Origin of the sequence: Vibrio sp. Y2-5, assembly GCF_014596725.1 — a bacterium.
Classification (GTDB): Bacteria; Pseudomonadota; Gammaproteobacteria; order Enterobacterales; family Vibrionaceae; genus Vibrio.
Genome location: NZ_JACVEG010000005.1, coordinates 48,233 through 74,463, shown reverse-complemented (window position 1 = coordinate 74,463; position 26,231 = coordinate 48,233). Strand labels below are relative to the sequence as shown.

The 26,231-nt window shown below is 44.2% G+C and carries 22 protein-coding genes; 10 read left to right on the top strand and 12 right to left on the bottom strand.

Going from position 1 to position 26,231, the window contains the following annotated elements:
* Positions 1 to 11 precede the first annotated feature (11 nt).
* From HUO09_RS13900 to yacG, 5 genes are all read left to right on the top strand, one after another.
* Complete coding sequence (locus HUO09_RS13900) at positions 12 to 1,238, top strand: type II secretion system F family protein (protein ID WP_188234359.1); 1,227 nt, start codon at positions 12 to 14, stop codon at positions 1,236 to 1,238.
* 78 nt (positions 1,239 to 1,316) lie between these two features.
* Positions 1,317 to 2,186 carry an A24 family peptidase gene (locus tag HUO09_RS13895; RefSeq protein WP_167410411.1) on the top strand — a complete coding sequence of 290 codons (870 nt, stop codon included), beginning with the start codon at positions 1,317 to 1,319 and terminating at the stop codon, positions 2,184 to 2,186.
* A 3-nt stretch (positions 2,187 to 2,189) separates the two neighbouring features.
* Positions 2,190 to 2,798, top strand: coding sequence for a dephospho-CoA kinase (gene coaE, locus HUO09_RS13890; protein ID WP_188234358.1), 609 nt, complete (start codon positions 2,190 to 2,192; stop codon positions 2,796 to 2,798).
* A gap of 31 nt (positions 2,799 to 2,829) precedes the next feature.
* A complete protein-coding gene (gene zapD, locus HUO09_RS13885; protein WP_167410413.1) occupies positions 2,830 to 3,570 on the top strand; it encodes a cell division protein ZapD in 741 nt (246 codons plus the stop codon).
* A gap of 44 nt (positions 3,571 to 3,614) precedes the next feature.
* Complete coding sequence (yacG, locus tag HUO09_RS13880; protein ID WP_167410414.1) at positions 3,615 to 3,818, top strand: DNA gyrase inhibitor YacG; 204 nt, start codon at positions 3,615 to 3,617, stop codon at positions 3,816 to 3,818.
* Positions 3,819 to 3,886: 68 nt separating this feature from the next.
* Here yacG and parC read toward each other — a convergent pair whose 3' ends face one another.
* From parC to nudF, 6 genes are all read right to left on the bottom strand, one after another.
* The gene (gene parC, locus HUO09_RS13875) at positions 3,887 to 6,166 is read right to left on the bottom strand and encodes a DNA topoisomerase IV subunit A (protein ID WP_188234357.1); all 2,280 of its coding nucleotides are present in this window, start codon (positions 6,164 to 6,166) and stop codon (positions 3,887 to 3,889) included.
* A gap of 3 nt (positions 6,167 to 6,169) precedes the next feature.
* Positions 6,170 to 8,050 carry a DNA topoisomerase IV subunit B gene (gene parE, locus HUO09_RS13870; protein WP_167410416.1) on the bottom strand — a complete coding sequence of 627 codons (1,881 nt, stop codon included), beginning with the start codon at positions 8,048 to 8,050 and terminating at the stop codon, positions 6,170 to 6,172.
* 244 nt (positions 8,051 to 8,294) lie between these two features.
* A complete protein-coding gene (gene yqiA, locus HUO09_RS13865; protein WP_167410417.1) occupies positions 8,295 to 8,882 on the bottom strand; it encodes an esterase YqiA in 588 nt (195 codons plus the stop codon).
* A 1-nt stretch (position 8,883) separates the two neighbouring features.
* A complete protein-coding gene (gene cpdA, locus HUO09_RS13860) occupies positions 8,884 to 9,705 on the bottom strand; it encodes a 3',5'-cyclic-AMP phosphodiesterase (protein WP_167410418.1) in 822 nt (273 codons plus the stop codon).
* 18 nt (positions 9,706 to 9,723) lie between these two features.
* Complete coding sequence (locus HUO09_RS13855; protein WP_042484558.1) at positions 9,724 to 10,173, bottom strand: DUF1249 family protein; 450 nt, start codon at positions 10,171 to 10,173, stop codon at positions 9,724 to 9,726.
* Complete coding sequence (nudF, locus tag HUO09_RS13850) at positions 10,161 to 10,790, bottom strand: ADP-ribose diphosphatase (protein ID WP_188234356.1); 630 nt, start codon at positions 10,788 to 10,790, stop codon at positions 10,161 to 10,163. The genes HUO09_RS13855 and nudF overlap by 13 nt, the downstream gene beginning before the upstream one ends.
* 248 nt (positions 10,791 to 11,038) lie before the next feature.
* Between nudF and tolC the strand changes: the two genes are divergently transcribed.
* On the top strand, positions 11,039 to 12,373 hold the full coding sequence (gene tolC / locus HUO09_RS13845; RefSeq protein ID WP_167410420.1) for an outer membrane channel protein TolC: 1,335 nt from the start codon (positions 11,039 to 11,041) through the stop codon (positions 12,371 to 12,373).
* Positions 12,374 to 12,454: 81 nt separating this feature from the next.
* Here the strand turns inward: tolC and hldE are convergent, their stop codons facing one another.
* The 3 genes from hldE to HUO09_RS13830 form a co-directional block, all read right to left on the bottom strand.
* Entirely contained in the window at positions 12,455 to 13,885 is a 1,431-nt protein-coding gene (hldE, locus tag HUO09_RS13840) for a bifunctional D-glycero-beta-D-manno-heptose-7-phosphate kinase/D-glycero-beta-D-manno-heptose 1-phosphate adenylyltransferase HldE (RefSeq protein WP_167410421.1), read from the bottom strand.
* An 84-nt stretch (positions 13,886 to 13,969) separates the two neighbouring features.
* Positions 13,970 to 16,816, bottom strand: coding sequence for a bifunctional [glutamate--ammonia ligase]-adenylyl-L-tyrosine phosphorylase/[glutamate--ammonia-ligase] adenylyltransferase (glnE, locus tag HUO09_RS13835; RefSeq protein WP_188234355.1), 2,847 nt, complete (start codon positions 16,814 to 16,816; stop codon positions 13,970 to 13,972).
* Positions 16,817 to 16,964: 148 nt separating this feature from the next.
* Positions 16,965 to 18,221, bottom strand: coding sequence for a methyl-accepting chemotaxis protein (locus HUO09_RS13830; RefSeq protein ID WP_167410454.1), 1,257 nt, complete (start codon positions 18,219 to 18,221; stop codon positions 16,965 to 16,967).
* A gap of 97 nt (positions 18,222 to 18,318) precedes the next feature.
* On the opposite strand from HUO09_RS13830, the gene HUO09_RS13825 reads away from it, so the two are divergent.
* Entirely contained in the window at positions 18,319 to 19,095 is a 777-nt protein-coding gene (locus HUO09_RS13825; RefSeq protein WP_167410423.1) for a potassium channel family protein, read from the top strand.
* A gap of 54 nt (positions 19,096 to 19,149) precedes the next feature.
* Here the strand turns inward: HUO09_RS13825 and HUO09_RS13820 are convergent, their stop codons facing one another.
* Entirely contained in the window at positions 19,150 to 20,667 is a 1,518-nt protein-coding gene (locus HUO09_RS13820; protein ID WP_167410455.1) for an inorganic triphosphatase, read from the bottom strand.
* Positions 20,668 to 20,872: 205 nt separating this feature from the next.
* Here HUO09_RS13820 and HUO09_RS13815 point away from each other — a divergent pair, with 205 nt between their 5' ends.
* From HUO09_RS13815 to HUO09_RS13805, 3 genes are all read left to right on the top strand, one after another.
* Positions 20,873 to 21,553, top strand: coding sequence for a TIGR00153 family protein (locus tag HUO09_RS13815; protein WP_167410424.1), 681 nt, complete (start codon positions 20,873 to 20,875; stop codon positions 21,551 to 21,553).
* Between the two features lie 136 nt (positions 21,554 to 21,689).
* Positions 21,690 to 22,949 (top strand): inorganic phosphate transporter, encoded by a 1,260-nt coding sequence (locus tag HUO09_RS13810; protein WP_188234354.1) that lies wholly within the window; start codon positions 21,690 to 21,692, stop codon positions 22,947 to 22,949.
* Positions 22,950 to 23,105: 156 nt separating this feature from the next.
* Positions 23,106 to 23,714 (top strand): TIGR04211 family SH3 domain-containing protein, encoded by a 609-nt coding sequence (locus tag HUO09_RS13805; RefSeq protein ID WP_167410426.1) that lies wholly within the window; start codon positions 23,106 to 23,108, stop codon positions 23,712 to 23,714.
* Between the two features lie 71 nt (positions 23,715 to 23,785).
* Here the strand turns inward: HUO09_RS13805 and HUO09_RS13800 are convergent, their stop codons facing one another.
* Positions 23,786 to 24,571, bottom strand: coding sequence for a general secretion pathway protein GspB (locus HUO09_RS13800; protein ID WP_188234353.1), 786 nt, complete (start codon positions 24,569 to 24,571; stop codon positions 23,786 to 23,788).
* The gene (locus tag HUO09_RS13795; protein WP_188234352.1) at positions 24,571 to 26,196 is read right to left on the bottom strand and encodes an ExeA family protein; all 1,626 of its coding nucleotides are present in this window, start codon (positions 26,194 to 26,196) and stop codon (positions 24,571 to 24,573) included. Before HUO09_RS13795 ends, HUO09_RS13800 begins: the two co-directional genes overlap by 1 nt.
* Positions 26,197 to 26,231: the final 35 nt, after the last annotated feature.

Genomic DNA, 26,231 nt, shown 5'->3' with positions numbered 1-26,231 from the left:
TGAGTATTTATATGAAAAAGAACTCTAGCCCTCAACTCAGTAGCTTTCGTTGGAGCGGAATTAACAGCACAGGCAAAAAAGTGTCTGGTCAGCTTCTGGCGCTGACGGAAAGCGAAGTTCGTGACAAGTTAAGTGAACAGAGTATTAAGGTCAAAAAGATCAAAAAAGGCAGTGCCCCACTTTTTACTCGTCTGTTTCACCGAGTTAAGGGCAAAGACATCACCATACTCACTCGCCAACTCTCCACCATGCTGACCACGGGCGTTCCTATTGTTCAAGCCCTGAAACTGGTTGGTGACAATCACCGTAAACCAGAGATGAAATCGATTCTGACGCAAATATCCAAAGGCGTTGAAGCGGGTACTCCTATTTCAAAAGCGATGCGTAACACCAGCAGTCACTTTGATTCCCTGTATGTTGACTTAATTCAGACTGGTGAACAGTCGGGAAACTTAGCCGAAGTTTTTGAACGTTTAGCCACGTACCGCGAAAAAAGCGAAGAACTGAGAGCAAAAGTTATCAAAGCATTGATTTACCCAGCAATGGTTGTACTTGTTGCCCTAAGTGTCTCTTACTTGATGTTAACCATGGTAATACCTGAGTTTGAAGCCATGTTCAGCGGCTTTGGAGCTGAACTTCCTTGGTTTACGCAACAGGTTTTAAAACTGTCACACGGTGTTCAGGCTTATAGTTTGGTCGCTCTTGTTGTTACTATTGCGTCTGTTGTCGCCTTTCGTGCTGCAAGGAAAAAATCCTCACTGTTTCGCCTGAAAACCAGCCGTCTAGGATTAAAATGTCCGGTTATCGGCAGCGTGTTAGCTAAAGCCGCTATCGCTAAGTTCAGTCGCACACTGGCCACCAGTTTTAGCGCAGGCATTCCGATTCTATCCAGTTTAAAAACCACAGCTAAAACCGCTGGCAACGTCCACTTTGAATATGCCATTGATGAAGTGCATCGTGATACTGCATCGGGTATGCCTATGTATATCGCGATGCGAAATACAGAAGCTTTTCCTGAGATGGTATTACAAATGGTAATGATCGGTGAGGAGTCAGGAAAACTCGACGACATGCTCAACAAAATTGCTTCTATCTACGAGTTTGAAGTAGATAATACTGTCGATAATCTGGGGAAAATTCTCGAACCGTTGATTATTGTGTTTCTTGGTGTGGTTGTCGGCGGATTGGTTGTGGCAATGTACTTACCAATCTTTAACTTAATGAGTGTGTTAGGGTAATATAACCATCACTAACGCATTCAACCGCTTAGTTTTTTAATCAATATCCTCCCTTTACTGCGGCAAATGAGCGAACAAATGGAAATTTTTGAATACTATCCTTGGCTTTTCGTAGCATCTGCCTCTCTACTCGGTTTAATTATCGGCAGCTTTCTTAATGTGGTGATTTATCGGCTACCGAAAATGATGGAGCGAGAATGGCGTCAGGAATGTGCGGACTATTTCCCTGAATCCAACATTCAAGTGCCAGAAGGTAAACTGACCCTTAGCACGCCACGCTCAACTTGCCCGAGTTGCCAAACACCACTGCGCATTATTGATAACGTACCCGTGATTAGCTGGCTGTTATTACGCGGTAAATGCGCTCATTGTCAGGCACCTATCAGTGCACGTTACCCGTTGATTGAGTTGCTTACAGCAGCGATGAGCTTTCTTGTCGCACAACATTTTGGTTTTAGTTACTTCACGATTGCTCTACTGTTTTTCAGCTATGTCCTTATCGCAGCAACCTTTATCGATTTAGATACGATGCTGCTACCTGATCAGTTGACACTGCCTTTACTCTGGGCTGGTCTAACACTGTCATTATTGGGTGTCAGTCCTGTTACGCTTCAAGATGCTGTGATCGGCGCTATCGCTGGTTACTTAGCGCTATGGTCAGTGTACTGGCTGTTTAAACTTGCCACTGGCAAAGAAGGCATGGGATACGGTGATTTCAAGCTACTCGCGGCACTTGGAGCATGGTTGGGATGGCAACAACTGCCTTTGATTATTCTGCTTTCATCTCTTGTCGGACTGGTATTCGGTATTATTCAATTGCGATTAAAGAAACAAGGTATCGATAAAGCCTTCCCTTTTGGACCTTATATTGCAATTGCAGGCTGGATAGCGCTGTTGTGGGGCCACGAAATCATTGATAGCTACTACTCTTATTTATTGGGGTACTAAACGATGGCATTAGTGATTGGATTAACCGGAGGCATCGCAAGCGGAAAGACCACTGTCGCCAATATGTTTCGCGACCAGTTTGGTATTGAAATCGTTGATGCAGACGTGATTGCTAGACAAGTGGTGGAAAAAGGCAGTATCGGCCTCGAAGCCATCCATCAACACTTTGGCGATGGAATCTTAACGGCCGAGGGAGAACTCAACCGCGCGGAGCTTCGAACACGAATATTTGCCAATGAAGAAGAAAAAACGTGGGTTAATCAGTTGCTTCATCCAATGATTCGTCAACAAATGGAGCAAGATCTGCAACGAGTCACTTCGCCTTATGCGTTATTGGTCGTTCCGTTACTCACGGAAAACAATCTACAGCATATGGCAGACAGAGTATTGGTTGTGGATGTTGATGAAGAAACACAAATTGAAAGAACAATGAGTCGAGACAAGGTGCCGATGGAACAAGCAAAATCGATCCTGGCGGCACAAGCCAGTCGTGAACAACGTTTAGCCATTGCCGACGATGTGATTAAAAATGACGCGAAAAACCAGAAACTTTTGCCTCAAATCACAGAATTACACAAAAAGTACCTAGCCATCAGCCGTAAAAATCTGTGAGAATAAGCCGAAAGGACGCAAGGCAAATCTGATGACGACACATAAGTTTGAACACCCTCTGAATGAAAAAACGCGTATTTACTTACGAGTTGAAGCTTTGCTGCACCAGATGGAAAAAGCATCAGCCTTTGCTGACAGTATTCAGCACCAATTATTTTTCCGTTCTCTATTCGATCTGCTCGAGATTTTTGAGCAAATACAACTTAAGAGTGAACTGGCAAAAGATATCGAAAAACAGCGCCTCACTTACCGCAGTTGGTTAAATGTGGACGGTGTAGACCAAGAGATGCTTTCAACATTACTTACTGAAGTGGATGAAGTGCATCGCAATCTAATGAGCGCTGATCGATTTGGTCAATCCCTCAAAGAAGATCGTTTCTTGTCTGCCATCCGACAGCGTTTCAACCTGCCCGGCGGATCATGCTGTTTTGATCTTCCAGCATTGCATTACTGGCTTCACCTCTCGCTAGAGAAAAAATCTCAAGATGCCAACAAATGGATGAGCACACTAAAGCCATTGTTAGATGCGCTGACTCTTTGGCTCAAACTGACTCGTGAAACTGGTGCTTTTAAACCTCGTGTCGCTCAATCCGGATTTTTCCAAAGCGATGCGGAAGATGCCAACATATTACGCCTCTCCATTCCGCTCGAATATGGTGTATACCCAATGATCTCTGGGCATAAAAATCGTTTTGCGATTAAATTTATCGACTTTAAAACTGGGCAAGCCAGCTCTGAAGAGATACCCTTTGACCTTGCTGTGTGCTGCTGATTAAACATTTCTAGCAGCTGAACCATCATTAATAGGAAATCTAGATGTCGTCCCCAAAGCCTACTGTGGTGAAATGTCCCCAATGCAAGCAAGAAGTCGTATGGAATGAGCAAAGCCCTTATCGCCCTTTTTGTAGTAAAAAATGCCAGATGATTGATTTTGGCGAATGGGCTGATGAAGAAAATGCCATTGCTGGTGCGCCAGATATGTCTGACTCTGACGGATGGTCAGAAGAGTACAACTCTTAATACGATATTGAATTTGAAGCACAAAAAAGCCCCGAAGTTCGGGGCTTTTTTGTTAATGCTAATCAGCGTTATTCTTTAGACTCTGAGACTGATTCTGTATTTGAAGTATCAATCTCTATCTCTGTTACTCGCTGCAAGCCTCTTGGCAATAACCCACCACGACGACCTCGTTCGCCACGGAAGTTATCTAAATCACTCGGTTTCAGGCCAAGTTTGCGCTTACCTGCATAAAGAGTAACTGAAGCGCCACTTGGTAATGCAATCAGATGAGATACCACTTCTTCGCGGGATTTCGCTTTAGCAGCAGGAATATTGATGATCTTATTACCTTTACCTTTACCTAACTGTGGCAGGTCTTTAATTGGGAACAGCAACATGCGTCCCAAGTTGGTAATGGTTAAGATCTCATCCGTTTCAAGGTTGCTTACCGCTTGAGGTTCCATAACTTCTGAGTTCTCAGGTAGGTTCACCAGAGCTTTACCACTACGGTTTTTCGAAAGCAGATCGGCACCCTTACATACGAAACCATAACCAGCATCAGAGCCAACCAGCCAGAGCTGTTCTTCTTCGCCCATAATGACCTGACGGATTGTCGTCCCTTCAGCAACGTTCAGGCGACCTGTAATTGGTTCACCTTGACCACGAGCCGACGGCAAAGTGTGTGACTCCAGCGAGTAGCTGCGACCATCACTGCCAAAGAGCACGGCTTGCTGGTTACTCTTACCACTTGCTTGAGCCAAGTAAGCATCACCCGATTTGTAACTTAGGCTTGCGCCATCAACATCATGACCTTTCGCATGACGAATCCAACCTTTTTCAGATAGCACTACAGTGATCAGTTCACTTGGCATCAAGTCACGTTCTGTCAGCGCTTTCGCTTCTTCACGCTCAACTAATGGTGAGCGACGATCATCACCGTATTTCTCGGCATCTGCTTTGATCTCTTTTTTCAGCAAGGTATTCAGACGGCGTTCAGAACCTAGAAGATCTTCCAGTTTTTTACGCTCTTTCTCTAGCTCATCTTGCTCGCCGCGAATCTTCATCTCTTCCAGTTTCGCTAAGTTACGAAGTCTGGTGTCCAAGATCGCATCAGCTTGAATATCACTAATACCAAAGCGAGCCATCAATACCGCTTTCGGATCGTCTTCAGTACGGATAATTTCAATCACTTCATCAAGGTTAAGGTATGCAACCAACAAACCTTCCAAGATGTGCAAACGAGCCATCACTTTATCAAGACGGAATTGAAGACGACGACGAACGCTTGCACGACGGAATTCAATCCACTCACTTAAAATACGCACTAAACCTTTTACTTGAGGACGATTGTCTAAGCCAATCATATTCAGGTTTACACGGAAGCTTTTCTCTAAATCAGTAGAAGCGAACAGGTGACTCATCAGCAAATCGCAATCGACACGATTTGAACGTGGAACGATAACGATGCGAGTCGGGTTTTCATGATCCGATTCATCACGTAAATCTTCAACCATTGGCAGCTTTTTCGCTCGCATCTGGTTAGCGATTTGCTCAAGCAACTTCGCTCCAGATACCTGATGCGGAAGGGCTGTGACAACGATATCAGAGCCTTCTTTGTGCCAAATCGCACGAGCTTTAACACTACCACGACCTGTGCGATAAATTTTCTCTAAGTCAGCTTTTGGAGAAATGATTTCCGCTTCGGTTGGATAATCAGGCCCTTGCACATACTGCATTACATCCGGCAATTCCGCTTTCGGATTGTCAATCAGATGAATCGTTGCATCCGCAATTTCACGCACGTTGTGAGGAGGGATATCCGTAGCCATACCAACGGCGATACCCGTTACCCCATTCAAAAGAATGTGTGGTAAACGCGCAGGCAGCATTTGTGGCTCTTTCATCGTGCCATCAAAGTTTGGTTGCCAATCCACGTTACCTTGGCCAAGTTCGCCTAATAACACTTCCGCAAATTTAGATAGCTTTGCTTCTGTATAACGCATGGCCGCGAAGGATTTCGGATCATCTGGCGCACCCCAGTTACCTTGACCGTCCACCAGAGGGTAGCGGTATGAGAAAGGCTGAGCCATCAATACCATCGCTTCATAACACGCAGAGTCACCATGCGGGTGGTATTTACCCAACACGTCACCAACGGTACGTGCTGATTTTTTATATTTTGCCGCAGCTGAGAGTCCCAGTTCCGACATTGCATAAATAATGCGTCTTTGAACCGGCTTCAAACCATCACCAATGTATGGCAAGGCACGGTCCATGATTACGTACATCGAGTAGTTCAGGTAAGCATCTTCCGTAAACTTGCGCATCGGAAGTTGTTCAACACCCTCGAAGTTAATTTCAGTACTCATTCATTACACCTCAGCCAAATCGCCATTGCTTTGTAGCCAACTGCGACGGTCATCCGCTCGCTTCTTGCCTAAAAGCATGTCCAACATCTCGTCCGTTGCCGTTTCATCATCAATAGTGAGCTGAACTAAACGGCGAGTATTTGGATCCATGGTAGTTTCACGCAATTGAAGTGGGTTCATCTCACCCAAACCTTTGAATCGCTGAACGTTAATCTTGGCTTTCTTCTGGCTTAATCTTTCCAAAATGCCATCTTTCTCTGCGTCATCTAACGCATAGAACACCTCTTTGCCACAGTCGATACGATAAAGAGGAGGCATAGCTACATAGATATGACCCGCTTTGGTGAGAGCTTGGAAATGCTTGGTAAACAGAGCACAAAGCAGCGTTGCGATATGAAGACCATCGGAGTCAGCATCGGCAAGGATACAAATTTTGTTGTAGCGCAAACCGCTTAAATCATCGCTGTCAGGATCAATACCCAAGGCTACTGAGATATCGTGTACTTCTTGAGAGGCAAGAACTTGATCAGCTGACACTTCCCAAGTGTTTAGGATCTTACCACGTAGAGGCATCACCGCCTGAAATTCACGATCGCGAGCCTGCTTGGCACTACCACCTGCCGAGTCACCTTCCACAAAGAAGATTTCACTGCGGCTTGTGTCCTGCCCCGAACAGTCGGTTAATTTACCCGGTAAGGCTGGGCCTGAAGCGACTTTCTTACGAACAACTTTCTTATTCGCACGCATACGACGGTGTGCATTGGCAATACAAACTTCAGCCAATTGCTCAGCTAACTGCGGTTTTTCATTCAACCATAAACTGAAAGAGTCTTTAACAACACCTGATACGAATGCGGCAGTTTGACGTGAAGATAGGCGTTCTTTGGTTTGTCCTGCAAATTGAGGATCTTGCATCTTAATCGACAATACGTAAGAACAGCGGTCGAAAACATCGTCACCCGTGAGCTTTACACCACGTGGAATTAAGTTGCGGAACTCACAAAACTCGCGCATTGCATCTAAAAGGCCCTGACGTAATCCGTTAACGTGAGTACCGCCCTGTGCAGTCGGAATTAAGTTTACATAGCTTTCCGTAATCAGCTCACCACCTTCTGGTTGCCAGATCACCGCCCATGTCGCCGCTTCTGTCTCAGCAGAAAACTCACCTGTAAAGGGTTCTTCCGGTAAAACGGTATAGCCTTTTACACCTTCAACCAGATAGTCTTTCAAACCATCTTCATACAGCCAACGGTATTCTTTGTCGTTTATTTTATCGGAGAATGTGATTTCTAATCCCGGACAAAGTACTGCTTTAGCACGAAGGTTATTAACTAATCTGGAAACAGAAAAGTTAGCATAGTCAAAATAAGAAGTGTCAGGCCAGAAGTGTACACTGGTACCACGGTTACGACGGCCACAAGTACCCGTCACTGTTAGATCTGAAACCTTACTACCGTGTTCAAAAGCGATTTCATATACCTGACCATCGCGACGCACGACAACTTCAACACGCTTCGAAAGCGCGTTTACTACAGAGATACCGACACCGTGCAAACCACCTGAGAACTGGTAGTTTTTATTAGAGAACTTACCACCAGCATGAAGCTTACAGAAAATCAGTTCGACACCCGAAATTTTCTCTTCTGGGTGAATATCTACAGGCATACCACGACCATCATCAATCACTTCTAATGATTGGTCAGCGTGTAAAATTACCTGAACCTTTGAGGCATGCCCAGCCAATGCTTCATCGACACTGTTGTCGATAACTTCTTGCCCAAGGTGGTTAGGACGCGTGGTGTCCGTATACATCCCTGGCCTGCGACGCACTGGTTCTAAGCCATTAAGAACCTCAATGGCTCCAGCATTATATTGTTCTGTCATAGTATGTAATGCTTTTATCGATAAAATTAAGGAGGGTCTGTTGATAAATTGATTTAAGACCCTTAATACTTTACAACTCGTTTATTAACGCTTTATTTTTCTAACAATAAGCAACGAATTAACGTGTTTTTTAACACCTAAACGAGAAAAGTCTAAGAGGAACATAGTCTGGAAGAGAACGACTGATGTCAAGAGACATCAGTCAGTGGCAAGCAAAATTATGACTCTAACCTCAATGAAAAGGCTATAAGTCTAAGAATTTGATGATTTGGGCTGGATAACGTTCAAAATCAATAAAACTGTGGTCGCCACCGCTTTCCACAGTTTGTTTCGAATCTGCATATTTTTCCACAGCTTGACGATAGTCGAGTACTTCATCTTCCGTTTGCTGCAGAAGCCAAAAATCGTGAGGCGACGTTAATTTTGGAATATCCAACGCTATGAGTTCTTGAATATGGGACTCATCCAAAACGTAACGTTCTTGGGTATACGGATTCTCTTGTTCACCAAGAAATGAAGCTAAAAGTTCATAAGGTTTCACGGCTGGATTGACTAACACCGCACGAAAACCAAATTTTGCGTTTAGCCATGTGGAGAGATAGCCACCGAGTGAACTTCCTACTAAACCAATGTGATAGTCGTCTTTATATTGATTGACGACATCCATAAGATGTTGCGCTGCCTGAGCCGGAAAGCTCGGCAATTTTGGAACAACCACTTTGATATCAGGACGATGATTATTGCAATACTCACTCATGACTTGCGCCTTATGCGACAGAGGAGAACTGTTAAAACCATGGATATAAAGAAGTAGTGGTGGGCGCTTTATCATATCAGTAACCGCTTGCGTCAAAATCAGGCTGAAACACACCATTTGCTAAGCGTTTTACCGCTGAAGTCACAGTGCCATCGGAGCATAGCTCCAACTCACGCCAACCTGGTGAAGTTTTATCTAACGCAAAGTCATTGGAATTAGGTTTGAACTGAATACAGGTCGATGGGGTCGCCATGACTCTCACTCCCATATGTTCTTTATCCATATTCTGATGTACGTGACCACATAAAACCGCTTTCACATTAGAATGACGTTTAACCACATCCCAAAATGATTCGCTGTCTTTTAATGTGTGTTGATCAAGCCAAGCGCTACCTACCAGCAGAGGATGGTGATGCAAAAGCACTAGGGTGTATCTATCAGGATACTGAGTCAGTTTCTCTTCCAACAAAGCTAACTGATGATCGCTTAAACGACCATGAGGCACACCAACAACTTGTGAATCTAACAATACCATTTGCCAGTGTTCACCAAGCAATACATGTTCCTCGGTACGAATCTGAGACGAAGGTAAAACTGCGCCCATATTCGGCTTGTAGTCATGATTACCAGGCAACCAAAAACAGTCTTTCTCCAGCATTTGAATGCTATCTGAAAAACGTTGATAAGATTCAGCACTATGATCTTGAGAAATATCGCCTGTTGCGAGAACGGCATCATACTGAACTTGCTGGGTACAAATTTCTTTCACCACGGCACGAAAGCTGTCAGCGGTATTTACGCTAAGCAAACAGCCATCATCTGGCGCGAATAAATGAGTATCCGTTATCTGTACAAGCTTTATGCTATCTGGATTGTCTATACTGGGCGACACGTTCAAACTCGATAAACCTAACTATTATGGATGACTAAAATTAATCGGCTGGCGGCTAATACCATGCTTTAAACAGAAGGTAAGCCAATCACCTAGAAAGCGATTAATTTGTGCCTTTTCATCTTTTTGTACCATTTTCTCATTCGGATAATCATGGCGCGCTTTTATCCTGCTGAGATGATCGCTGGTGTGCACTTCTGCTACACGAGCATCGTGGTACAGCCTGACAGACATGGTTGGTAATGGAAACACTGAAATATCATCACTTTGACAGATCTCCACCAAAGTTGTGTACTTTGTGACTTCTAGCACTTGAAGTTGGTAAGTCATTTGAGCAGCTTGGTAGCAACGTAAGTCATCAACACTTGGCTGCGTTGGCAGCAAAGCGTTTAACTTGGCGTAGTTTGTTTCATAAACCCGCATCAGTTCTTTTAGATCTACGTGATATGGTTTTTTCACCATTACTTCAGCCATTGAGTTCTCAAATTCTCGTAATTCAGTTCCAACCATTGTAGTGCAATGATTGATGCACCATTTTCAATAACGCCGTCTTTTACCAATTGGTAAGCCTGATCACGGCTCATGACATGCACTTTAATATCCTCTCCTTCATAGTCTAAACCATGAACACCTTTCGCTTGAGAGGAATCAACTTCGCCAACGAAAACGTCTAATTTTTCAGAGCATCCTCCAGCAGAAGGATAATATGAAGTCACAGACTCAATTCGGCCAATATCAACGCCAGCCTCTTCTACCGCTTCTCTTCGTACAACTTCAACAGCACTTTCATCACGGTCGATAATACCCGCAACAATTTCTAGCTGCCACGGACGTTGTTGTTCGAGTGTTCCAACACGAATCTGTTCAATGATAACCACTTGATCTCGAACCGCATCGTAAGGCAGCAAGGCCGCCGCATGCCCACGTTCGAAAAGTTCACGTTCAATAGGTTCACTCCATCCGCCTTGAAAAAGCTTATGTTTGAAGCGATATTTCACCATACGGAAAAAACCTTGAAACAGTGTCTCTTTTGAGACGATTTCAATGTCTTGCGACGTAAATTGACCTAATGGTTTATCGGTTTGTGACATTCCAGAGCTCCCGACATGAATAAAGGACGGCTAAACAACGTAGTTTACTCGTGGTAACTGGTGACTTCCAAGGACATTGTTCAACTTTTCATACAAAAATTATATATATTTTTAAATGAAATAAATTTATATTGCACACATGGATAGTTAAGTGTAAAAAAGTGCAAAGTTTCGAGTAAATTACAACCAAATTAGGGTAAACTCTTGAAACGCCCACCCTAACTTCATAATAGGCAGGAATAGGACCAATGAAAAAACTGCTTCCAGTATTTATTAGCGTAGCTCTTGGCAGCTTAAGTGCTGCAGTATCGGCTGACGATCTTGCTCAAATTTACGATCAAGCAAAAGAAAATGACCCTCAATTACTGAGCGCAGCGGCACAACGTGACGCAGCATTTGAAGCAGTAACTTCTAGCCGTAGTAGCTTACTACCACAGATCAATCTGACGGCTGGTTACAACATTACTAGTAGTGACGAACCAAAAGATAGTGAAGTGCTATCTGCAGGAATTTCCTTTTCTCAAGAACTTTACAATCGTTCAAGCTGGGTTTCATTAGATACTGCAGAGAAACAAGCTCGCCAAGCCGATGCACAATATGCGGTTGTTCAGCAGTCTTTGATCCTGCGAGTTGCTCAAGCTTATTTCTCAGTGCTTAGTGCTCAAGACAACCTAGAGTTTGTCCGTGCAGAAAAAGCAGCGGTTGGTCGTCAGCTAGAACAAACTAAGCAGCGTTTCGAAGTAGGTCTTTCTGCGATTACCGACGTACATGATGCTCAAGCTCAATACGACAGCGTTTTGGCAGATGAAGTATTAGCTGAAAATACCTTAATTAATAGCTATGAGTCACTGCGTGAAATTACAGGTCAAGACCACAAAGATCTGAGCATTCTTGATACCAACCGTTTTTCTGCTAGCCCATCAGAGACTTCAATGGATGCTTTGGTTGACGAAGCTCAACAAAAGAACTTATCTCTTTTGTCATCTCGCATCGCGCAAGATGTAGCGAAAGACAACATCTCGTTAGCAAGTTCTGGCCACCTGCCATCATTAACGCTCGATGGCGGATACAACTATGGCAAACAAATGGACAGCAGCGGCAATGGTTACAATTTTGATGGTCACGATTACAACGATTTAAATATCGGTGTGAACTTATCTGTGCCTCTGTACACTGGTGGTAATGTGACTTCGCAAACCAAACAAGCGGAATTTGCGTATGTTTCGGCAAGCCAAGATTTAGAAGCCTCTTACCGCAGTGTGATTAAGGCTGTTCGTGCAAACAACAACAACATCAACGCTTCAATTGGTGCATTGCGTGCTTATGAACAATCTGTAATTTCAGCGAAATCAGCGCTAGAAGCAACTGAAGCTGGTTTTGATGTCGGTACTCGTACTATCGTTGACGTACTTGATTCAACTCGCAGCTTGTACAACGCGAACAAAAACCTATCATCCGCTCGTTACAACTACATTCTGAGTGTATTGCAACTTCGTCAAGCTGTAGGTTCTCTGTCTGAACAAGATATCCTTGATATCAACAGCGGCCTAAAAGCAGCGAAATCAGCAAAGACTAAATCTTAAGGTTGGTTTTTACGGACATAAAAAACGCCAGCATGCTGGCGTTTTTTCTTTCTCGACATATTTAAAAGCAACAAAGGCTAATTAGCCTCTGCCACCTTTAATCGCTTCGATGATTTCTGTGGTTGAACAACCATCTTCAAAGTTGAGCACTTTAACTTGGCCGCCAGCCGCGATCACTTCTTTACCACCAGCAATATCTTCTGGTTTGTAGTCGCCACCTTTCACGAGCAAATCAGGTAGCACTGCAGAGATCAAACGTTGTGGCGTGTCTTCACTAAACGGTACAACCCAATCCACAGCACCTAGAGCTGCTAATACAGCCATACGGCGATCTGTCGGGTTCACAGGACGACCAGGACCTTTCAAACGTTTTACAGACTCATCTGTATTGACGGCAACAATCAGGCGATCGCCTAACTCACCAGCATGATTCAGATAAGAAACATGACCAGCGTGAAGAATATCGAAACAACCATTGGTCATAACAACTTTCTCGCCACGAGCTTGCGCTTTACGCACCGCTTCAATCAGAGCCTGTTCACCAATTACGCCGTAGTCAGTATCTTTGCTGCCATGAACGGCTTCAGCCAGTTCAATCGTCGATACTGTCGAAGTACCGAGTTTACCGACTACCACGCCTGCTGCAGCATTTGCCAACGCACACGCTTCGTCTAGAGGTTTACCCGCTGCAACCGAAGAAGCCAATACTGAAATAACCGTATCGCCTGCGCCTGTTACGTCATACACTTCTTTGGCTTGAGTTGGTAAGTGGAAAGGATCCATACCACGACGTAGTAGTGTCATACCATGTTCACTGCGAGTCACTAGCAATGCATCAAAATCGAACTCTTCAATCAGACCTAAACCTTTTTCGACCAAGTCTTGATCAGACTTCACTTTGCCCACTACGTGTTCAAACTCAGAGAGGTTTGGAGTTAGTAACGTTGCACCACGGTAACGTTCAAAATCGGCGCCTTTAGGGTCAATAAACACCGGTACATTCGCCGCTCGTGCTTTTTGAATAAACTTCTGAACATGCTCAAGTGCACCTTTCGCGTAATCCGATAAGATCACCGCTTGTACATTTGGTAGAGCTGATTCCATACGAGATAGGATCAATTCAGGATCAGTGTTTTCAAACTGATCTTCAAAATCTAAACGGATAAGCTGCTGACCACGGCTCAGCACGCGTAATTTTGTAATCGTTGGATAATCCGGTAACGCAACAAAATCACATTTTACTTTCAGAGAAGTGAGTTTTTCACTCAACACCTGCGCTGGCTCATCAATCCCTGTCAAACCAACGAGATGCGCATGCCCGCCCAATGACGCGATGTTCATTGCTACGTTAGCAGCACCGCCGGGACGCTCTTCGTTTTTCTCTACTTTTACTACTGGCACAGGGGCTTCTGGCGAAATGCGGCCAGTCGGGCCATGCCAGTATCTGTCAAGCATGACATCGCCAATAATTAATACCCCAGCATCACTGTAGTCAGGTAGGATTGGTTTCATTATGGATCTCCAATAACTGTTTCTGGGCGGAGTTTATCACAGCCCTATGAGCGGCTAAAGTTATCTAATATCAGAACTCTGTTATTAACCTAGCCACTGATTCCAAACATGTTTTACAACTTCACGTTCATGGACGAATTTGCTTTCATCCACATCCGCGTCTTGATTGACTAAATTGCGGCGATGGATTTGATCTCGCATCGCCGTATAAGCATGGGTTAATGCCATAGCTTGTTCTTCCTCCAACACACCCTGAATCAATAATGACTCAAAGATGCGCACGTTATCAGACCATCGGGTTAATTTTGGCTGTTGATGGCTGAAACGTAAGACTAAGTACTGCGCCAAAAATTCAATATCCGTAATACCGCCTTCATCTTGCTTTATCATGAAACGGCCGGGCTTTTTCCCACCGAGGTGATCGCGCATTTTGATTCGCATCTCCACCACCTCTTGCTTCAGTTTTTCCTCTTCCCGAGGTAAAGCCAAAATGTCATGGCGGATGTTGGCAAAGGCTTGTTGCAAAGGTGCATCACCATAAATCATGCGAGCTCTTACCAATGCCTGATGCTCCCAAGTCCACGCATCATTGCGCTGGTACTCTTCAAAAGCTTCAGTTGGACTCACCAAGAGCCCTGATGCGCCAGATGGTCTCAAGCGGGTATCAACTTCGTACAGTATTCCAGAAGCGGTTCGCACAGAGAATATATGAACGATACGTTGAGCTAAACGCAGATAAAACTGACGACCATCTATCTCTTTAACACCATCAGTGTAGGCGCTAACTGGGCAATCGTGGATAAAAACAATATCGAGATCAGAGTTATAGCCAAGCTCCCAGCCCCCCACTTTGCCATAGCCAACGACAGCAAATCCCTTTCCTTCACGATCTTTTAAATGAGTCGGCTCACCGTATTTAGCCGTTACTTGTAGCCAAGCTTGATTGACCACAGCTTCTACAATCGCTTCAGCAAGATAGGTTAAGTGGTCACTCACTTTCATCACGGGCAATACATCCGCGATATCAGCGGCAGCAATCTTCAAAATGCATATTTGCTTAAATTGCCGCAGCGCTTCCATCTGCTGTTCCATATCATCTTCGGGAATACGTGCGAGGAAATCTCGAAGCTCCGTCTTGTAACTTTCCAAAGGAATAGGATTGTAGAGATGTTGTGGATCAATTAGTTCATCAAGAAGTATCGGATAACGAGCAAGTTGTTCTGAGATCATCGAACTCGCAGTACACAGACGCACTAATTGCACTAGCGCTGCGGGGTGTTCATCGAGCAGTTCCAAATAAGTTGTACGAGTCGCAATACTGTGCAGTAAAGACAGTACTCTTGATAAGCCAAACTTCGCATCAGGGTGATTAAAAATCGCTTGATACACCTTTGGCATCAAACGATTGAGCACTTCTCTTCCCCGAGGGCCGATAGTGCGTTTCGCTAAGTCATCTTTAAAACCAATGATGGTATCGACGATCTCTGCTCCATCTTGCATAGTGAGCTCATTCTCAACAATGCTTTCTATTAACTCGTGGTTATGGCTCATGTCCCACAATTCGTGAAAGTGAGCAGCAAGTGTATTGTCGTCTTGCTCATCCTCTTCACCAATCAAAGCAGCAAACACAGCATGAACATTCGCCATCTGATGTTTGACTTGGGCATTCAGTTGATCCCAAGATTCAAAGCCCATAGCAAAAGCCAGTCTCAACTGATCATCCGCCTTATCAGGTAAGGTTTGAGTTTGTTTATCTGCCAAGGCTTGAAGAAGATTTTCAAGACGACGCAAGAAGTAATAGGCCTCGGTTAACTGTTCAACTTCATTTTTTTCCAACAGTTGCAGCTCATCAATGGCTTGCAAGGTTTCGAGTAACCCACGATGGCGAAGGCTCGGTTCTCTTCCGCCCCGGATCAGTTGAAACACTTGGGCAATAAATTCAATTTCCCGAATACCACCCGCACCCAATTTGATGTTGTTACTTAATCCACGGCGACGAACTTCACTGCTGATCATTGACTTCATTCGACGCAGTGATTGAATCGCACTGAAATCAATGTAACGACGAAATACAAACGGACGCAGCATTTGGCGTAACTCTTGGTACTGGGAGTACATCTCACGCCCCATAACACGCGCTTTGACCATTGCATAGCGTTCCCAGTCTCTGCCCTGCTCTTGGTAATAATCTTCAAGCGCAGCATAACTCATCACCAACGGACCGCTTTCGCCAAAAGGACGTAACCTCATATCTACCCGATAGCAAAAACCATCAAAGGTCTGTTGATCGAGCATTTTGATGATGCGTTGGCCTAAACGAGTAAAAAACTGGGCATTAGCTATGCTGCGGCGCTGCCCCTGTGTCTCCCCGTTCTCCGGATAGGTGAAAATCAAATCGATGTCGGAAGAGAAATTTAGCTCGCCACCACCGAGTTTACCCATCCCCATAATTAACATAGGCTGAGGTTCACCTAGGGCGTTACATGGTGTTCCCCACTCTTGACAACAGGCTTTGTATTGCCATTGATATGTCTCGAATATCAATGCTTCCGCCAATTGCGACAAATGCTCAAGGCTCTCATCCAAAGACCATGTACTTAAAAAATCACGCCAAGCGATATAAACCATTTCTTGATTACGGAACTGACGCAAGATACGTAAACCATTGGTTTCATCTTCACAGACTGAAAGCTGAGTAAAAAGGCGCTCACGATAGGATTCGCAACGAGAGTCTTCACTTAGTATTTCGGGCAGTGCACGACACAAAGTGTCGTCACGTATCAATGTCTCAAGAACAAACTTACTCAACCCGACAACGGTTTTTAACTGAGTTTGTAGCTCGCTATCCCACAGAGCAATCACTGGCTGCTGTTCTAGCAAATGGCTAAACTGTTGACTTGCATAATCTTCAAGAAGAGATGGCAATGGCATGATATGTCCTTGTTGATGCTGGTAGCCCGAAGAAAGATGATGTAACTATACCCAAACTCATTGAAGGGTATATCAAATTTAGTGTAATAAAAAACGCCCACAATCGAATTGTGGGCGCTTATACATGACTTATTCGTATCAGAAGAAATTAAACTTTAAATTCCGTGATTTTACTGTCTAATTCTTGTGCATTTGCCTGCATGATTTCCGAGGTTTCAAGCAGCTCAGTGACGACAGTAACCGATGCTTCCACCAACTCTCTCACATTAGTTAAGTTCTGATTCATCTCTTCAGCAACGCTGCTTTGCTGACCCGCAGCTGTAGCGATCTGGAAGTTCATATCATTGATTTGCTGAACTTGAGTCACAATTCCGTCAAGCTCTGTGCCTGCGTTAGTCACCAGTTCAACACCTTCAGCCACTTCAACCACACTCTTTTCCATCAGCTCTACCGCTGAGTTCGCGCTACTTTGCAACTGTGAAATCATATCTTGAATTTCGACTGTTGCGGTTTGAGTGCGCTGCGCAAGATTACGTACTTCATCAGCAACCACAGCGAAGCCACGTCCAGCTTCACCAGCACGAGCAGCCTCAATCGCGGCGTTAAGTGCCAATAGGTTTGTCTGTTCAGAGATACTTTGGATAGTGCCAACAACGCTGCTAATTGACTCCACACGTTCTTCAACTTCGTTTACAGCCTGCGCAGATTTAGAAATGTCTTTAGATAGCTCACTCATCTTGCCGACAGTGCTTTTCACAAATCGTTGACCTGTCTGAGCTTGCTTGGATGCATCTTCAGTTAATGAAGACGCGCTTTGCGCATGCCCTGCCACCGTTTGCACCGTTGAAGACATTTCACTCATGGCTGTTGCTAACTGGTCAATTTCATTGAATTCTTCTTGAGCAGACTCTTTGGTTTCGGACATGCTAAGAGTCATAATTTCCGTCATAGCCGTAAGCTCTTGGGAAGCGTCAACTTGAGCAACAATCAATTCTTTCAACTGAAGACGTGTTTTTTCCAGTTCCTTCGCCAGTTCGCCATATTCATCTTTACACTCCATCTCAATCTCGGCAGAAAGATCACGTCGTGCCATCTGTTTGATAGACTCACTAAGATATTGTGTTTGACGCAGCATGATCCGTGCAGCAAAAAGAAGCAATACGACAAAAACAGCGATCATAAGACCGGTTTGCCAGATCACTTGCACAATGTAATCATCGTAATGTTTCTGCGCGACTTCAGCACTTTGGGTTGCCGCCAAAAGAGCATTATAAAAGGTGTGAGCATCCCAAAGTTGCTTACCGATGATCAGGAAAGTACTGAACACCATCAGCATTACCATCTTAGGAACAAGGCGAACATTCGTTATTACTCGTTCCCATGGCTTAAATGCCATTGTTGTCATTGTCATGCCTCCACAATGTCTTATATATTGAAAATCACTTATTTATCACTAATACAGTGAAAAAACTTCACGCACTTTGAATTATTTCGAGCCTCGTATGAAAAAAGATAGTATCAAAGATGAAACAAAACCTATGGGATTGTTATCACTCATTTTGTCTTTCTTAGCTCTATTTGTGATCTCTGGCTTACTATTTTTTCCAATAGAGCCAGAAATGCGCCATATATTTATCGGCCTAGACTTCATTATATGTAGTATTTTCATCCTACAACTTAGCGTAGATTTGATCCGCTCAACAGATCGAGTGCAATTTATGAAACGGCACTGGATAGATTTCGTTGCGAGTATCCCGATGATCGAGCCTCTGCGCTACGCACGTATTTTCCACATCCTAAGAATTGTTCTAGTCATTCGTTCAGGAAGAGCGATCGCTAAACAACTACTTTCCAATCGCAGAGAAACCACCATCGCATCGATCTTATTGCTGTTGGTTATGATGATGACACTGGGTTCAAGCTTTATGCTCTTTTTCGAAACCAAAGATCCTCATGCGAATATTCAATCTGGTGGTGACGCTTTGTGGTGGGCTTTAGTGACAATTTCAACAGTAGGTTATGGCGACCACTATCCTGTCACGACGGCAGGACGCTTGATAGCGACAGCAATGATTCTGTGCGGAGTCGGGATCTTCGGTATGATTTCTGGCTTGATCACCTCACTGCTTACCTCGCCCGATAAGAGGCAACTCTTAAACGCGCAGAGAGAACAGCAGATGCTGCATCAGATAGTTGTGCAGCAAAATGAAATTTTGCGCCGGATTGGGGAGCTGGAAAACAAACCAGATATGCCGAAACAAAGTAAGCCAACGGAATAGAAAACAAAAAGGGATACTAACAAGTATCCCTGATTTCAAAACTACATGTCTGAGTTAGTCACGCCAGTAAGGATGTGCCTCTACGCCGATAATTCGAGTCTGCTCCATGGCATGTAAAATCGAATTCTCTTGGCGAATCAACCAGCGTTGTAGCTGCTCTTGTTCCTCACCTTCCAACTTATCAACAAACGGCGCTAACGTTCTTAACGTTAATAAATCGTCGATACCGTGCAGAAGATCAGTCCAAGGCATACGGAAAGAGTTACGTTCCTCTGCATCGTACAAACTTGCGAAACCAATTCCGGTATAAAGATTTCGCATCAAGCGATACTGCTGATCAATATACTCTTGGCTACTCAAATGATGTTCTGGAGGGAACGACTCAATCAATTCAGCCCACGTTCTATCCAACTGCTTGGCAGAGAATCGAAGAATATTGGTCGCCATTTTTTCACGAGCTTTTTCATCAAGAAATGGCTGCCATCCACGAGTCAGGATCCAGCGACTTAAGTCAAGCAATAAGCCAGTATAACGAGCAGAGTTGAGCAAACGTAAATTTTCTTCTCGCTGAGGCAAGCTATCTTGTTGCTCTTTCAGCTCCGCAATTAATAACTTACGGGCATCGAGTTTGCGCAGCGCATAACCTTTGTCTTCGAGAAGATCATCAAGATAGTCATAAGACTTTAACCAGCTCAACTCTTCTTCCAGCCACTTCAGTTCCTGACGCAAAATCGCACTTGCTCGACGAGGAACCACACCACCGTAAATGCTTAATATCTGGCGAATAAAGCGAATACTATTACTAATTTCATGCAATGCAGGAATGGAATCTCGCTCTGTATAAATTTGCTCATGGTAGTGCCAATGAGACAGTGCGTGTTCCAGTGAGTTGATTAAGCAAAACTCCACCGTGTCTTGGTTACTGGTGTTAACCAGACTTAACGGTTTCACTTCATCGCCTTGATAATCGGCCGCCAGACGGTAGCCTCTAGCCGCTTTACTCAGATTACCTAAGCGCATTCCACCGTTATCACAGAACTGACGAGCTAAGGTAAACAGTGCATCGGTTTGCCCAGATTTCAGTTCTAACTCCACTTCGCAAATGGGGTACTCTTTATCACCCGCGATGACTAAACCTTGGTCAAAAGCGACTTCCACTTGGCTACCATCATGCATACCGATAAGCCATTGTTCACGAGTAAAATTGGTAGAGAAAAGAGCATTAAGCTCCGCTTGCAGAACGTCAACCTCTTTACCTTGAGGCCAAATGTCAGCAGGGTGAAGTGATAGCTCAGGTTCGTTGCTATGATGTTCAGCATTGAATTCCGGTCTTTGATGTAAGCCAGCAACGACGCGTCCTGCAGTCTTTACCGTTTGAACATAAACATCATCGAAACGTCGGATTCTTAACCCTATATCATGTTGACGTAACCAGTTATCAGGAGTGTCAAAATACGTATTACCTAACTCTCGACAACTGTGCTGAAGTACTTTTGTATCAGAAATCTTTTGACGTAAAATTTCTGAAAACTCTGGTGACACAAAAAACTTCAGTTCTATCTCGGTTTCCATATTTAACCCTTTCAAAGCAGATACCGAAAGGATATTGCCTAAAACGCGGCTGAGCAAGAGTGAAATATAGACCGTTTGATGATCTAAAACAGTTTTCATGACACTGTTAATGGGTTAACATGCGCGCCTTTATAGCCATCGCTCAACATTTAGCCATACAATGGTGTATGTTTTTTTCAGGTTATAGTTATTAGGTTGAATGACCATGCCAGTAAATACAATTATGGGGTTATTTGCAAAGTCCCCTATAAAGCCTTTGCAACGACACGTAGTGTGTGTAAATGAATGCTGTTCTTATCTAGTGCCTTTCTTTGAAGTTTGTGCAACTGGAGACTGGGAAAAAGCATCTGAAATCCGCGCACAGATTTCTCACTTAGAGAAAGAAGCTGACGTGTTAAAGCGCGAAATTCGCCTTAAACTTCCTCGTGGTTTGTTTATGCCTGTAGACCGTACAGACATGCTCGAACTTCTCACACAGCAAGATAAACTTGCGAACCTAGCAAAGGACATTTCTGGTCGTGTTGTTGGTCGCGAGCTTATTATTCCTGAACCTCTCCAAGCTGACTTTATCATCTATGTGAAACGTTGCTTAGACGCAGCGGCTCAAGCACAGAAAGTGATCAACGAGCTAGACGAATTGTTAGAGACTGGCTTCAAAGGCCGTGAAGTAACACTCGTTGCTGAAATGATTAATCAATTGGATGAAATCGAAGACGATACTGATGCTATTCAGATACGTCTACGTCAAAAGCTAAGAACCCTAGAATCTTCGCTTAATCCGATTGACGTTATGTTCTTATACAAGATTTTTGAATGGGTTGGCGGTATCGCTGATCAGGCGCAGCGCGTTGGTGCTCGTCTAGAAGTGATGCTTTCTCGCTCATAAATTTAAAGTTAACCAAATAACTAAGAGCTATTTTATAAAACTGAACTAAGCGTTAATTTTTTATCGCCAACGGTTTAAATTCGTGCCTAAAACACGAAGAAATAGTTCCGCTTGTTATAAACAACTAGGTATAAAGATGGATATCCTTGCTAACTACGGCACTGTCCTGATTATTGTTGCTGCCATTTTTGGTTTCTTAATGGCTATCGGTATTGGTGCGAACGACGTTGCGAACGCAATGGGAACGTCAGTTGGTTCTAAAGCTCTAACCGTTAAACAAGCGATTCTTATCGCGATGGTGTTCGAATTCGCAGGTGCTTACTTAGCCGGTGGTGAAGTAACTGACACAATCCGCAAAGGCGTGATTGATACATCACTATTTGCTCAACATCCTGACGTTCTTATTTATGGCATGATGTCAGCTCTGCTAGCAGCAGGTACTTGGTTACTGCTTGCTTCGTATATGGGCTGGCCAGTATCAACGACTCACTCAATCATCGGTGCAATCATCGGTTTCGCATGTGTATCTTTCGGTACTGAAGCGGTTGATTGGGGCTCTGTTAAAGGTATCGTGGGTAGCTGGATTGTTACGCCTCTGATTTCAGGTATCTTTGCTTACTTCATATTCATCAGTGCTCAACGGCTTATTTTCGATACAGAAAGACCGCTTATCAACGCTAAGCGCTTTGTTCCTGTATACATGTTCATCACTACAATGGTGATTGCGCTTGTAACCATTAAGAAAGGGCTTAAGCACGTTGGCTTACACCTTTCAGGCACAGAAGCTTGGTTATGGTCTGCTGGCGTATCTGCACTAGTAATGGTTGGTGGCTATCTATACATTCAGAAGAAATTTGCTAACCGTGAAGACGACCATAGCTTTTCTGGTGTAGAAAGTATCTTCAGTGTTTTGATGGTAATTACCGCTTGTGCGATGGCATTTGCTCACGGTTCAAACGACGTTGCAAACGCGATTGGTCCACTGTCTGCAGTAGTTTCTACTATCGAACAAATGGGTGAAATTTCAGCGAAAAGTTCAATTGCTTGGTGGATTCTACCTCTTGGTGGTTTCGGTATCGTTGTTGGTCTAGCGACTATGGGCCACAAAGTAATGGCAACGGTTGGTACTGGTATTACAGAACTAACACCTAGCCGTGGTTTCGCAGCTCAGCTTGCAACTGCATCTACAGTAGTATTAGCATCTGGTACAGGCCTGCCGATTTCAACCACTCAGACACTTGTTGGTGCGGTTCTGGGTGTAGGTTTTGCGCGTGGTATCGCAGCATTGAACCTAGGGGTTGTACGTAACATCGTTGCTTCTTGGATTGTAACGCTTCCAGCTGGTGCTTTATTGGCGGTTGTGTTCTTCTATGCGATTCAAGGCGTTTTCGCTTAAGTAATTAAGTCAGCGCTTTGTTAAGACGAAGTCATTATTGACTCAAACGCACATAAAGGGAGGCTTTGCCTCCCTTCTTTGTTGCACGAGAATAAGAAACTTTTTACTATTTGCCACATGAGTGTAAAGCTACAATTTATAACTAAGGGATTTACCGTGAAAAAACTTATCTGCATGGTGTTATTTTCCATGTTAGCAAGCCCAGCGTTTGCACAAGACCGTTACATCGCCGATAAGCTGTTTACTTATATGCATTCTGGTCCAAGCAACCAATATCGTATTATCGGCAGCATTGACGCAGGTGAGAAAGTTCAGCTAGTTTCAACCAACAAAGAAAGCAACTACAGCGAAATTGTAGACTCTCGCGGCAGAAAAGGTTGGGTGGAGAGCCGTTTTGTGACTCGTGAAGTCAGTATGGCAGTTCGTTTACCACAACTTGAAAAAGAATTGGCTCAGGTGAAATCGCAATTAGCGAATGCACGTCAAAGTGCAGATTCCGAAAAAGCCGGCTTGGTTGAATCTTTGGAAGTTCGCAACCAGCAAATTGCGCAACTAGAACAAAATTACGGTGAAATCAGTAAGCAGCTCACAGCGTCTCAAACTGAGATTCGTGAATTGCGTGCGAAACTGGATACACAGAAAGAAGACTTACTACTGAAATACTTCACTTATGGTGGCGGTGTTGCAGGTATCGGTTTACTACTGGGACTCATTCTTCCGCACATTATTCCACGTCGTAAGCGCAACCCTGCCGGTTGGGCATAAACGCTAATCAAATTGAAAAAGGTCACTCGCTAGTGACCTTTTTTGTTTACGCTGTCCCGCCCTAAAAAAGGTTAACCTTGCCAGTGGTAAAGCGCAGGAATTTCTATCAGCTGTTGTTCGAACTGCACCAATGTTGTTTGAGGGTTAATTTCTATCAACATCACACCGTCTGACAACATATCCCCTTCGTGATACTCCACACCATTCATTTTTATCCAGCGCTTACTTTCAGAGCTGGCATAAACATGGGTCTGAAAATCCATCTCTGGTAGATGACCAGAAAACTTATCGGCATTTTGCACCAAGGATATCGCTCTTGAGTTACTGCTTGTAGAGGCTGAACCGCCGCTTTTTATCGCCGACTCAACTCTCATAGCAAGCGCGGGCGAAAGACCGCTCAAATCCAGTTGTTCTAGATTTAAAGGCGTATTCTCTTTCTGCACAGAAGTTGAGGGCTCAGATGTTTTAGTGGCTGTCGCTTCATTGGTTTGCTTATTATCAGAAGACGGGGCGTCTTCAGTTTCAGCTAAAACCTGTTCCGTTTGAGCAGGAATGAGATAGGTACTTTTTAGCTCAGTAAACTTAGGATAAGGCAGAAACTCAGCGGGTGCTGGAATCTGTTCCACTAGCGCAGGCTGGCTCATTACTTGCCTGATATTCTGTTGTTGAAGTTGATAACTTTGATGGCTCAGCAGCGATATGGTTACTGCACTCGGTACAATCAACAATAAGCTGTGATACCAACGAAAGCTCTTAGTCTTCTCTGCTGAGAAAATCGCAGAGCTATAACCAGTAGTCATAGTATTAGACTGGTAACCTTGGTGTGACGATTTTAGCGCATTCATGACTTGCGACATTATGCATCTCCTACCAAGTTTAGCGAACCCAATTTAGGATCTTCCAACTTAGGAGAATTTTGCTGAGTAAGCAGTTCTAACCGACGCAGAGTTTGTTCTCCCGCAATGCCATCCACATACATATTCTGCCAACGCTGAAACAAAGAAACCTTACGCTTTACTTCTTCATCAAACACTTGTGTTTCCCGTTCCGGTTCGCCCAGAATTTGCGATAACTTGCGATCAAGAAGAGCAATCTCCTGCCCTTTCATTCCGCTCTTTAAGGTCTGTTTAAAACTGGCTTGCCAAGTTAGATGGAACTCGCCTTTCCACAACGGCGATATCCACTGCTTATCAATACGGATATGTTCACCATTCACCAGAAGTTCTAGCTCATCTCCATTCAAATGATACAACACTGCATAGCTTGGCTGACTATCAACCTCAAGCGTCAATACTACTGGCATGTTGAGTTGTAGGAGAGTCTGCCAGTCACCTTGACTTGGCATGCATTGCAAAAGCGATGAGGTATCCGACTGGCAAAAGGTATCTGTCACTGACGCCTTATACCCCCATACCGCATAAAGAGCACGCAGCGCACTGCTTAGGTCCTCAGCTTGAACGAGAGTCTCTTCCACTTGTTTTGGAAACACCATCTTTTGCAACGCTGGTTTTGCTTCGGGCAGTGGCCAATGATGAGCCACTTGCTCGTTGATGATAGGGGGAAGCCAATACGCACTTGCGGCAGCTAAAGAAAGACCAATTAAACTGCACGTCACAGCAACGAAAGGGAAACGTAGAGAAGAAGGTTTTGCTTCTGAGCGCTGATACACCGTTGATTGAAAGCTCATCACTTGCTGGCAAGCCCATTTCACTCGCTCTAAATCTAGCTCTTTTTCCCCAGCCTTGAATGCCCCTTTCAAACTGTTGTCACAGACTAAATTAATCAGCCGCGGAATTCCGTGGGTTTCACGAGCAATCCACTTGGCGCATTTGTTAGAAAACAAGTTCCCATCGCCACCCGCTTGTTGCAGACGAAAACGTATGTAATGAGCCGTTTCGACTTCATCGAGAGGAAGAAGATGATATCGACCAGTAATTCGCTGTGCTAGCTGGCGAAGCTGCGGCAATTGAAGTTTCTGTTGCAGTTCAGGCTGGCCAATGAGTAACACCTTCAGCAGCTTTCGGCTGTCCGTTTCTAGATTGGTGAGCAACCTTAGCTGTTCTAATACATCAGGTGCAAGGTGCTGCGCTTCATCGATAATCAGAAGGATCTGAATACCGGCGGCATGCTTATCTAAAAGAAATTGGTTAAGAGCCTGGCTGAGTTTTTTGAGCGTGGCTTTTTTTCCGTAACTAACTGCAAATTCATCACAAATGGCTTCCAACAGCTCTTGTTCTGAAAAGGTTGGATTCAGAATAAATCCAGCTTGAGTATTGGCGGGCAAATTATCCAGAATCGCTTTCGCTACAGTCGTTTTCCCAGTACCAACCTCGCCAGTCAACATGGCAAAACCACCACCGTCACCCAATCCTTCATGTAAGTGGGAAATGGCCTCTTGGTGACGTTGACTTAAATACAAATAGCGAGAATTCGGCACAATTGAGAAAGGTAACTCAGCTAAACCGAAAAATTGTTGATACATACTCCTGCCTCTATCAAAGTGAATATACTCAACTC

Coding starts and splice junctions, on each gene's coding strand:
- HUO09_RS13815 (WP_167410424.1), top strand. CDS start 20,873: ATGCCAGTAAATACAATTATGGGGTTATTTGCAAAGTCCCCTATAAAG.
- parE (WP_167410416.1), bottom strand. CDS start 8,050: ATGACAGAACAATATAATGCTGGAGCCATTGAGGTTCTTAATGGCTTA.
- glnE (WP_188234355.1), bottom strand. CDS start 16,816: ATGCCATTGCCATCTCTTCTTGAAGATTATGCAAGTCAACAGTTTAGC.
- HUO09_RS13830 (WP_167410454.1), bottom strand. CDS start 18,221: ATGACAACAATGGCATTTAAGCCATGGGAACGAGTAATAACGAATGTT.
- HUO09_RS13825 (WP_167410423.1), top strand. CDS start 18,319: ATGAAAAAAGATAGTATCAAAGATGAAACAAAACCTATGGGATTGTTA.
- nudF (WP_188234356.1), bottom strand. CDS start 10,790: ATGTCACAAACCGATAAACCATTAGGTCAATTTACGTCGCAAGACATT.
- HUO09_RS13900 (WP_188234359.1), top strand. CDS start 12: ATGAAAAAGAACTCTAGCCCTCAACTCAGTAGCTTTCGTTGGAGCGGA.
- hldE (WP_167410421.1), bottom strand. CDS start 13,885: ATGAAACCAATCCTACCTGACTACAGTGATGCTGGGGTATTAATTATT.
- yqiA (WP_167410417.1), bottom strand. CDS start 8,882: ATGATAAAGCGCCCACCACTACTTCTTTATATCCATGGTTTTAACAGT.
- zapD (WP_167410413.1), top strand. CDS start 2,830: ATGACGACACATAAGTTTGAACACCCTCTGAATGAAAAAACGCGTATT.
- HUO09_RS13810 (WP_188234354.1), top strand. CDS start 21,690: ATGGATATCCTTGCTAACTACGGCACTGTCCTGATTATTGTTGCTGCC.
- HUO09_RS13820 (WP_167410455.1), bottom strand. CDS start 20,667: ATGGAAACCGAGATAGAACTGAAGTTTTTTGTGTCACCAGAGTTTTCA.
- HUO09_RS13800 (WP_188234353.1), bottom strand. CDS start 24,571: ATGTCGCAAGTCATGAATGCGCTAAAATCGTCACACCAAGGTTACCAG.
- tolC (WP_167410420.1), top strand. CDS start 11,039: ATGAAAAAACTGCTTCCAGTATTTATTAGCGTAGCTCTTGGCAGCTTA.
- HUO09_RS13855 (WP_042484558.1), bottom strand. CDS start 10,173: ATGGCTGAAGTAATGGTGAAAAAACCATATCACGTAGATCTAAAAGAA.
- yacG (WP_167410414.1), top strand. CDS start 3,615: ATGTCGTCCCCAAAGCCTACTGTGGTGAAATGTCCCCAATGCAAGCAA.
- parC (WP_188234357.1), bottom strand. CDS start 6,166: ATGAGTACTGAAATTAACTTCGAGGGTGTTGAACAACTTCCGATGCGC.
- coaE (WP_188234358.1), top strand. CDS start 2,190: ATGGCATTAGTGATTGGATTAACCGGAGGCATCGCAAGCGGAAAGACC.
- HUO09_RS13895 (WP_167410411.1), top strand. CDS start 1,317: ATGGAAATTTTTGAATACTATCCTTGGCTTTTCGTAGCATCTGCCTCT.
- HUO09_RS13795 (WP_188234352.1), bottom strand. CDS start 26,196: ATGTATCAACAATTTTTCGGTTTAGCTGAGTTACCTTTCTCAATTGTG.